This is a genomic window from Aquabacterium lacunae (assembly GCF_004310865.1).
Taxonomy (GTDB): domain Bacteria; phylum Pseudomonadota; class Gammaproteobacteria; order Burkholderiales; family Burkholderiaceae_C; genus Aquabacterium; species Aquabacterium lacunae.
Map to the genome: position 1 here is coordinate 511458 of NZ_SIXI01000004.1, position 8857 is coordinate 520314.

An 8857-nucleotide genomic window follows, 5' to 3' on the forward strand; every position below is an offset into this window, starting at 1 on the left:
GACCTACCAGTCCGAAAACTTTGACCCATCGCGAGCTAGTCCCTCTGCACCGCTTTTGAGATCGGTGATGCCACGCCCCCCCTCCTCTCGGAGAAGGATCCAACCATCCACCGTCTGCCCAACCGGATCAAAAGGCACCTCCCTGATGTAGCGCTTGACGACCAGGTCAGTAAGCTCCTGCGGATACGCGCCGGTGTCGGCCTTGAACTTGTCAAGCGCCTCTCTGGTCAGCCTCAAATTGGTTTTCAATGCTGCCTCGTCTGCGCGCCCCAATGAATCCACGAACCTTGGAGCGACCAGCGACAAGAGCGTCGCAATCACCGCGAGCGTTACCAGCAGCTCGATCAATGTGAATCCACGCGCTTTCATGCTGGCGTCACCAATGGGCATACGGAACACCGTTGAGCCCAACACCGTCAGACCCAGATCGAACATCGAACACATCCGCACCAGGCACAGGCGCATCTGGCGGACTCTGATAGCTTCTCAGCCGCCAGGTTTGCTCTGCTGCCAAATCATCGGCGGCAAACGGATCTCGTGGCAAGCGCCGAAGGATGAAGATCATCTCGCCCTTGGCAGATTTGGCATCTGGGACACCACTGGTGAGCACAGAAAGATCTGGGGGGTATCCCGACGCTCCTTCTACCCTGATCACATGTCCCATATCGACCAGCTGCTTGTATCGGTCAATGGCGCCACGGATCTGCCTCAATCCTGATCGCAACTCTTCCTCTTTGCTGCGCTTGGCAGACAACTCGGCCAACGGAAGCGCAATCATGGCCAAGACAGACATGATCGACACCACCACCAGCATTTCGATGAGAGTGAAACCACCCGATGAGCGCGCAGCAGTGGTCATTTGGACTTGAACCTTTCGGGCGGTTCCACACCCGCTTCCAACGCACGCTTCATCGATTCAGGCATGCGCAGCCGAGGGGCTTGCGGCGCAGAAGGCATCACTGCGCCTGGAGGACTCGTGGCAGCCACGCCCTCGAAGTTCGTTGCCGTCTGCTGCGCAGTGCCAATACCCACATGGGGCAGTGCGCGTTCGCGGAACTCCACAGAGCGCGCGCCATTGCTCGATTCGGTGCCAGCGACGAACTCAGCGCCACTCAGGATAGGAGTATCGAGGTCGCGTACGATTTGAGGCGTGATCAAGAGCACGATTTCAGTCTTCTTGTCGCTCCCGGAGCTGGCGCCAAAAATCTTGTTCAACACAGGGAACTCGTTCAGGCCAGGCCACCCGCCATTTGACTGCCGCTCTTCTCGCTGGATCAAACCGGCCAAGACGTTGGTTTCACCATCGCGGACACGCAGGGTGGTAGCCGTGGTGCGCGTGCCCAATCGATAAGTTTGAGTGCCGCTTGATCGCGTGATTGTGTCCAGGATGTTGGACACCTCCAGGTTCAGTTTCATCGTGACCTCGCCATCCAGAGAGATCGTCGGCTCGATGTCCATCTTCAAGCCCACATCCAGATAACTCACCGACTCTGCCACCCCCACATTGGCGGTCGTGGATGTGGTGATCACCGGGACCTTTTCACCGATCAGCACTTTCGCTGTCTGTCGATTCTTCACACGCACGGTGGGGTTGGCAAGAATGTTGGCGTCCCCCACCTGACTGCGAAGCGTCAACGAGGCCAATGGGCTGGGCAAGGTGATGCGCAACAGCCCTTGACTCGCTGCCTTGAACTCATCTGCGGTCAACACCCCAGGCGTGCCAGCCGCACCCTGTACGCTTGCAGAAATCGACTCAGGAAGCCGCAGCCCCATCTCGAGCAGGCGATTGGCACTGACCTCCATGACTTCCAGCTTCAACATGACCTCGGGCTCAGCCATGTCCTGCGCGGCAATGAGTCGCTCAGCAAGCCGGACGACCTCAGGCGCATCCCGGATCATGAGCAGATTGACGCGCTCGTCCACGAAGACCTCTTTCACCCGGCCGATCGACTTCAGCATTGCCGCAACCTTCGACGCCTCGGCATTGTTCAGGTAAAACGCGCGCACCACCACGTCTTTGTAATCAGCGGTGCGCGCGGAACCCTTGGGGTAGATGAGCAGCGTGTCACCGTCCAGGGGCTTATGCTCCAGCTGATTGGTCGCAAGGACAATGCGCAGCACATCTTCGACAGGTTTGTTGCTCACAGCAATGCTGATGCGCGCGTCCGACTGCACGTCCTTGTCAAGGACGAAATTCAGACCAGAAGCAAGCCTGATTGCGTCAAAGGCGCTTTTGATGGATGCGCTTTGAAGCGTCACCGATACAGGTGTTCGGAACTTTTGCGCCAGCTGTGCTGTGCCTACGACAGCGTCAGTTGCGGTCAGCGCAGAGGCTGAGGCTGTCTTGAGAAGGGCTTGAGCAGCCCGGTGGTTGACGTTCTCAGACAGAATCTGACGCGTCCACTCTTGAGCCAAATGCGCGTCTCCGCTTTGAAGCGCATTGCGGGCGTTTTCAAGCATGGCTTGGTGCCTGCGCGCGAGTTCAGCCCTTGCAAGGCCAGACCTCGCCACAGGCAAATCTGGCTGCAATCGCAAGGCCGTGCCAAACAATCCTTCAGCACGAGAGACCTCACCACCATCCAGGGCTCGATGTGCATCGATCAGCAACTGTGCCACCACCTGTTGTCGTTTTGAATACAGGGCTCGGCGATAGTCCGTGTTGTCCGGCGAAGCGCTCACCGCCTCGGCCAGCAAGTCGATGCCCTCGACCCCAGCGCCCCTGTCAACGGCAGCCAAACCGGCCTTGTAAGCGCCGTAACCCGCACAGCCTGTCAAGTGAATCGCCAATGTAAAAACACACAAGCCAGTGACCCGGCGCATCAATGCTTTACTCATCAATCCCCCTTCGCGGGCACTTCTAAGCGCCAAGAGCCATCGCCCTGGCGTGGCGTGATCACCAGATGCGTCTGATGCTCCCACGCAACCCGGTAATCGCCAATGATCGAGGCACCCTCGTGAATCAAGCGCACCCCATGCGGAGTGTTCAAGAAGACCCCATCAGCCCCCATGCCACGCCAACGCCCGATGACCTCAAATGGCGCGCCGGGTGATGGCGATGGGTCGGCAGCCACATCTGTCACGCGGGTTGCAGGTGCTACAACGACAACGCGCGAACCTGTGCGCGAGGTGTTCGCCGCAGTATCGGGCGCAGGCTCATGAGAGGCTCGGGCGGCACCTCGAACCTCAAACAGATGCGGTGGCGGCATCAACGGTTCGACGGGTGAGGCAGGCAATTGCACAGGGAGTGGCTTGGGTGCCTCGGCTGCGAACGCGTGGGATGCTCGATCAACCGCTGCCACAACGGCACCTGCTGAGGTGACCGGCGACCCGGTATCAGGCCAGGTCAGCAAACGCATAACGCCCAAACCCACAGAAACCAACAGCAGCCACTGGAATCGATTCAGATTCATGGAGCCCCTCCCGCAGAGGGTTGCCAATGGCACTTCATGACCAGCATGGCCCGCATGCGCTGGTCGTCTGCGGTTTCGCGCAACAACTCCAGTTGCTGCAAGGACCAACAACCGCCCATTGCCTGCAATCGCTCAGACAACACGGACCACTGGCTTGGGAGCCCTTCCCACTCCAGAGAAACCTGCCAAGCTGGTGGCAACTGTTTCGTTTCTTCGATGTGGGTCACGCCCATTCGCTTCCACGCCGTGCCCTCTGGCAGCACAGCCCCCAACCCAGCCATCCACTCTGTCTCGTGTGCAGCAACAGGCCAACTTGCCCAAGCGGGTGGTACTGGCGGGCTGCCGCGCGGCAAGGCAAGAGGCGGCTTGTTGAGCATGGCGACACGGGCACTCATGGCCCGAGCTTCGTCATGCCACTTCCACGCCCACAAGTGCAGCGTGGCGCCAGATGCCACCAATGCCCACGCAAACACCCAGTGAAGTGTCGTTCTGCGATGGGTTCGTGGGCCGATCGCACCGAGCGCTGGCATGTCGATGCTCACAACGACACCTTCATGACAAATCGCCATTCCGTTGCAGAGACTTGTTCTTGCGCATCGAGTTGCAATGACCGCACACCTCGCACAGCCGACAGCGCACGGAGCGATCGGGTGATCGCAGCGGGATCATGTGTGGTCCCTTCAATGAACCAGATGTTTTGCTCTGCTGCCCACGCCACTCGGGTCAAGTACATCGGCGGGCGAACGCCGTTGGCAAGCACCAAGCTTGCATGGAGCCAGTCCACCTGGATCGCTGCCAAAGCAGCCCGCCCCTTGGGCACCTCACTTCGCTCACGCGCCTTGACCTCAACCTCTTGGGCCAGGCGATCACGCCGCATGCGCTCAGTGGCGCTGGCCTCTGCCGCAGTCAAACCAGCAGTCGCCGCGCCAATTTGGCGCCATGACACACCCGTCAACACCAGCCCACTGCACACCACGCACACGGCTACGCACATCAGCACATGCCAAGATGGCGCTGGTTTTTCCACATCGCGACTGAAGTCGATCTGCCTCGTGAGCCAAAAGTGCCAGTTCACCCCTGCCCCCCTTCTGCCACGCACAAAGGCCATGCCCGCAAACGCAAGGCCTGCTGATGCCAGTCCAACCTGAAGGTTGCAGACGGCTGCGGCACAAGCTGCGGACCGTCTTCACCATGCAGGCGCAGCCAGTTCGCCCTTGACTGCTTGGGGAAGGCCGTTTGCTCCCAACAGATGCCACCGCCCGCCTTGGGCGTCACGATGAGTTCTCTGTCCTCTTCCTGCCAATGCACCCGGGAAGCATCTGCAGCCAACACCCGACGGATACTGGGCCAAACAGCCAGCAAGGTCGGTTGAACACTGATCAGTCGGCCGTGATTGCCCCGAATCACATCTCGGAGCGTCTCTGCCAAGGTTTTTTGCCAGCCATGCACAACGGCTTGGGGCTGCCCAGCGCGAAACGACGTCTGCGCGATCCAATCCGCCGAAGCCCCGCCATGAAGCTCTGCCCAGCGGGCGCAGGCCATCGCACACACCTCGTCAACCTGCAAGCCAGACCCTTCCACATCGAACGCAATGACCGGCGACCACCAACTGTCAAGCACGACCTGCCAACGTTGCCTCGGGGCCAATGCTGCGGCCACTGACATCAACATCTCAGGCGTTGGCTGCTCGGCTGCAGGCAATGCCAGATGCATGGCAGGCGACCCGTCAGGCAATGCCACCCAGGCAGCCTTGCGAGTGAGGTGCAGCACCGCACAACGTGGGTACCCGCTCCACCTGAGCAAAAGGTCAGGCCACCACACGGTCAACTTCCTCCCTTGTGGTCAAGCCACGCGCCAACAAATCAAGTGCCAGCTCACGCATGGGCACCCAACCGGCGGCTCGTGCAGCCCTCTGCTGAACTTCAATTGGCGCACGCCGCCCCCAACACTCCCGCACCTCTGCCGTGAACACGAGCACCTCGGCCAACGCCAAGCGCCCCGAGTAGCCGGTGTGTTTACAGGCATCGCAGCCCCGCCCGACCGATCGCGCCACCGCATGCGCTTGTGGCTCAGAGCAGTGCACACACAGACGCCTCAGCAGACGTTGAGACACCACCCCATTGAGTGCTGCAGCCGCTGTCAGTGGATCGACGCCGAACTGCTGAAGTCGGCCCCACACGTCAAACGGGTTGTTCGCATGCACGGTGGTCAACACCAAGTGCCCTGTCAACGCCGATTGCACGGCCATGTGTGCCGTCTCAGCATCGCGAATTTCACCGACCAAGATCTTGTCCGGGTCGTGCCTCAAGATGGATCGGAGCCCTTTGGCAAAGGTGAGGCCTTTGCGCTCGTTGACCGGAATTTGCAACACGCCTGGCAGCTCATACTCGACTGGGTCTTCAATGGTGATGATCTTTTCATGCCCTTGATGGGTTTCAGCCACCGCGGCGTACAAGGTCGTGGTTTTGCCTGAACCGGTCGGCCCCGTGACCAACAACATGCCATGGGGCATGCTGGCCAGCTGCTTGACCGATTGCACAGCCATGGGGCTCAACCCCAATGAGGCCAGGGACAGGCTGCCGGACGCATGCAGCAAATGCTGACGGTCCAGCACGCGAAGCACTGCATCCTCGCCATGAATGCTCGGCATGATCGACACACGCACATCGATCAAACGGCCATCGTGTCTGACCTGCATGCGACCGTCTTGAGGAACGCGTCGCTCTGCGATGTCCAGCCCCGCCAACACCTTCACACGGCTGATGACCTGCGCTGCGAAGTCTGCGCCAGGCTGCTCACGCCACATCGAAAGCACACCCTGAAGCCGCAGCTTCACCACCATGCGCGCTGCATCGCACTCAAGGTGGATGTCTGAAGCCGAAGCGCGCAGCGCCTCAAACAAGGCTGCGTTGACAAACTTGACCGCAGGCGCATCGTCACCCACCAAGCGCTCAAGGCTGATGGTCTCGGCTCCATCGGCCGCAGGCAGGACCGCGTCAGCGGCGTATTGCAGCGATGCCTGCAAGGGCTGCTCTACCAAGCGAAGCCAGTTCTGCAGCCATTCGTCAGGCACTTGCTGCACGGTCACCACATCAGCCAACCCCATCAGCCACCCCAGCAGGGCTTGATCGATTGGCTGGCTGTGGCGGACATGCTGCCCTCCTGATGGCGCCGTCAAGACAGCACACCGGTTGCGAAGTGCCTCTGCCAGCCCCCACCTTGCGTGCCACCACGGCTGCCAATGCATGTCTGCCTGCAGGGTGTTCATTGCGTCCATGACCGCTGCGCTCAATTGATGGCTGTGGCTAACTCAAAAATAGGCAGGTACATCAGCACCACGACCACCCCAATGCCCAGGCCCACCAGGGCCATCACCACAGGCTCCAGCACCTTCATGGTGCGTTCGAGCTCTCTGGTCAATTCTGCCTCGTGAAACTCTGCAGCTTTCACGAACATGGTGCTCATGCCTGCGCCCTGCTGCGCGGCCAACAACAAGCGCTCGGCCACCACAGTGGCCAAGTTGGCGCGCTTCAGCGCCTCCACAGGTGCACACCCCTCTTGCACCCATTGCTCCATCTGGCGCGAGCGCAAGCGCCCCTTTGGCGGCAATACCGGCCGGGCCAAAGCGCAGGCCTCCGGAAAGGTCAGCCCTGCGCCCAACAACATGCCCATGACACGGTACCAGCGTGCCTGCCAATGCAAAGCGACTCGCCGGGCCATGAACCGAGGCATGCGAACCTGGCGAAAGCACGCCAACCACCAAGCTGGGCGCAACCACGCCCCAAACACCATGACCACCACCCCCGCAGCGACGACCCATGCCCACTGCCCGTGATGCTGCAGCCACCCCGCCCATGCCAACATGGCGTCAGCCGCCCAGGGCAGGTCACCGCCCATGCCGTTGAAGATGCGGGCAAATCTGGGCACCACATGAAGCATGAGGAACAACATGACCATGGCGCCCACCGTGAGCAGCAAAGCTGGGTACAGCGCCATGGACACGATTCGGTGCTTCAGTTCAGCCATCTGGGCTTCGTGAGCACGGTAGCTTTCCAACACCTCAGGCAACTGCCCCGAATGCTCGGCCGCGCCCACCATGGCCACCAACATGTCTGGGAAACAGCCTGCCTTGCGCATGCCAGCAGACAATGTGCTGCCATCGTTCACGTGAGCCAGCAGGCTTTGGGTGTGATTGGCACTCCCAGCCTGGGGTTGCCACACGGTAGCCTGCGCATTGAGTGTGCGCAATGATTCGGTGGTGCTCAAGCCGGCACGCAACAAAGCCAGCCACTGCTCCAGCCACACCAGCAACGCTGCTGACTCGCTGCGAGCGGCATGCGCCGCACCCAACGCTTTCACCCAAGGTTGAAGGGGGGCTGCGTGCAGCACTTGCCCACCCTGCGCATGGACACGTTGCACGGCCTCTTGCACAGAACTGGCTTGCAACACCTGCACCTTGGCCGTGGCACCAGGCCTGTCGGCCACACACACACGCACCTTCATGGCGGGCTCACGGCGCTGGGGTAGCCCAGATGCTGAGGTCTGCGGCCTCACCGGTACCACCGGGCGCACGGTCAGCGCCGGTGGACCACAAGTCGTACTCGGCTGTTCGGTCTTTGCCGGGCTGGCTGTAACGATAGGCTTGGCCCCATGGGTCGGGGGGAACGGCGTTTTGCAAATAAGGCCCAGACCACCGCGGCAAACCGGGCGGCGCTTCCACCAACGCGCGCAGGCCCTGTGCAGTGGTGGGGTAAGCGCCTACGTCAAGTCGGTAGGTGTCCAGTGCCTTCTGGAAAGCCTGCAGTTGCGCCCGCGCCGCCTTGACCTCACTTTTGCCCACCTGCCCGAAATAGCGCGGCGCCACAAAACTGGCCAACAAGCCGATGATCACCATGACCACCAACAGCTCCAACAAGGTAAAGCCTGACGCGCGACGCATCCCTGAGTGTTCCTTTTGACGTAATGGAACTGATGATACGGCGGATTCAATGGAACCTCGTATCAGCTGCGCGCGAATTCGCTGGGTCAACACAGCATGGAAAACGCCTTGCGCACCAAGCCCCTGGAAGTCAAAGAGCAGTATGAGAAGCAACTGCGTGAACTGCAGGAGGCCTATGGCGAAGCCATGCTGGAGCTGCGTGCCAGAAAAAAGCTGGCGTCCCTGCTGGGCAACGAAGACGAGAAATGATCCTCGGCCTTCAGCAGGGACTGGCCCAAGACGGATTCAAGGTCAGCCTGGTCAAGCTGTGCCAGTGGTTCGACATGCCAAGGCGTACGGTGTATTACCGCAGCACCAAGGCAGCGCCCAAGGTACAGGAGTACTTCGTCAAGCCCATCAAGGCGATGATCGAAGAGAACCCGTCATTTGGTTACCGCACCGTGGCGCACCTGCTCGGCTTCAACAAGAACACCGTGCAGCGGATCTTCCAGCTCAAGGGCTGGCAGGT

General features: G+C 60.6%; 9 protein-coding genes and 2 pseudogenes. 2 read left to right on the forward strand and 9 right to left on the reverse strand.

Annotation, left to right across the window (positions count from 1 at the left end; genetic code table 11):
• Nucleotides 1-3: 3 nt before the first annotated feature.
• The 9 genes from EYS42_RS12225 to gspG form a co-directional block, all read right to left on the reverse strand.
• On the reverse strand, nucleotides 4-390 hold the full coding sequence (locus EYS42_RS12225) for a type II secretion system protein (RefSeq protein ID WP_245503624.1): 387 nt from the start codon (nucleotides 388-390) through the stop codon (nucleotides 4-6).
• Nucleotides 377-859 (reverse strand): type II secretion system protein, encoded by a 483-nt coding sequence (locus tag EYS42_RS12230; protein ID WP_130968436.1) that lies wholly within the window; start codon nucleotides 857-859, stop codon nucleotides 377-379. Before EYS42_RS12230 ends, EYS42_RS12225 begins: the two co-directional genes overlap by 14 nt.
• Entirely contained in the window at nucleotides 856-2835 is a 1980-nt protein-coding gene (locus EYS42_RS12235; protein WP_130968437.1) for a secretin GspD/PilQ domain-containing protein, read from the reverse strand. Before EYS42_RS12235 ends, EYS42_RS12230 begins: the two co-directional genes overlap by 4 nt.
• Nucleotides 2835-3410 carry a hypothetical protein gene (locus tag EYS42_RS12240; protein WP_130968438.1) on the reverse strand — a complete coding sequence of 192 codons (576 nt, stop codon included), beginning with the start codon at nucleotides 3408-3410 and terminating at the stop codon, nucleotides 2835-2837. The genes EYS42_RS12235 and EYS42_RS12240 overlap by 1 nt, the downstream gene beginning before the upstream one ends.
• A 538-nt stretch (nucleotides 3411-3948) precedes the next feature.
• Nucleotides 3949-4485 carry a hypothetical protein gene (locus tag EYS42_RS12245; protein WP_130968439.1) on the reverse strand — a complete coding sequence of 179 codons (537 nt, stop codon included), beginning with the start codon at nucleotides 4483-4485 and terminating at the stop codon, nucleotides 3949-3951.
• Nucleotides 4482-5123: a hypothetical protein gene (locus EYS42_RS12250; RefSeq protein ID WP_130968440.1), complete on the reverse strand. Its 642-nt coding sequence runs from the start codon at nucleotides 5121-5123 to the stop codon at nucleotides 4482-4484. The genes EYS42_RS12245 and EYS42_RS12250 overlap by 4 nt, the downstream gene beginning before the upstream one ends.
• 94 nt (nucleotides 5124-5217) lie before the next feature.
• On the reverse strand, nucleotides 5218-6687 hold the full coding sequence (locus tag EYS42_RS12255) for a GspE/PulE family protein (protein ID WP_130968441.1): 1470 nt from the start codon (nucleotides 6685-6687) through the stop codon (nucleotides 5218-5220).
• An 11-nt stretch (nucleotides 6688-6698) separates the two neighbouring features.
• Nucleotides 6699-7913, reverse strand: coding sequence for a type II secretion system F family protein (locus EYS42_RS12260; protein ID WP_130968442.1), 1215 nt, complete (start codon nucleotides 7911-7913; stop codon nucleotides 6699-6701).
• A gap of 7 nt (nucleotides 7914-7920) precedes the next feature.
• The gene (gspG, locus tag EYS42_RS12265; RefSeq protein ID WP_130968443.1) at nucleotides 7921-8349 is read right to left on the reverse strand and encodes a type II secretion system major pseudopilin GspG; all 429 of its coding nucleotides are present in this window, start codon (nucleotides 8347-8349) and stop codon (nucleotides 7921-7923) included.
• Nucleotides 8350-8433: 84 nt separating this feature from the next.
• Here gspG and EYS42_RS12270 point away from each other — a divergent pair.
• Nucleotides 8434-8598, forward strand: a pseudogene (locus tag EYS42_RS12270) (DUF1153 domain-containing protein); the annotation flags it as partial.
• Nucleotides 8595-8857 (forward strand): annotated as a pseudogene (locus EYS42_RS12275) (IS3 family transposase); the annotation flags it as partial. The pseudogenes EYS42_RS12270 and EYS42_RS12275, both read left to right, overlap by 4 nt.

Excerpts from the sequence above, each read along its gene's own strand:
- EYS42_RS12225 (WP_245503624.1), bottom strand. The coding sequence starts at position 390 with ATGCCCATTGGTGACGCCAGCATGAAAGCGCGTGGATTCACATTGATC.
- EYS42_RS12230 (WP_130968436.1), bottom strand. The coding sequence starts at position 859 with ATGACCACTGCTGCGCGCTCATCGGGTGGTTTCACTCTCATCGAAATG.
- EYS42_RS12235 (WP_130968437.1), bottom strand. The coding sequence starts at position 2,835 with ATGAGTAAAGCATTGATGCGCCGGGTCACTGGCTTGTGTGTTTTTACA.
- EYS42_RS12240 (WP_130968438.1), bottom strand. The coding sequence starts at position 3,410 with ATGAATCTGAATCGATTCCAGTGGCTGCTGTTGGTTTCTGTGGGTTTG.
- EYS42_RS12250 (WP_130968440.1), bottom strand. The coding sequence starts at position 5,123 with ATGCATCTGGCATTGCCTGCAGCCGAGCAGCCAACGCCTGAGATGTTG.
- EYS42_RS12255 (WP_130968441.1), bottom strand. The coding sequence starts at position 6,687 with ATGGACGCAATGAACACCCTGCAGGCAGACATGCATTGGCAGCCGTGG.
- EYS42_RS12260 (WP_130968442.1), bottom strand. The coding sequence starts at position 7,913 with ATGAAGGTGCGTGTGTGTGTGGCCGACAGGCCTGGTGCCACGGCCAAG.
- gspG (WP_130968443.1), bottom strand. The coding sequence starts at position 8,349 with ATGCGTCGCGCGTCAGGCTTTACCTTGTTGGAGCTGTTGGTGGTCATG.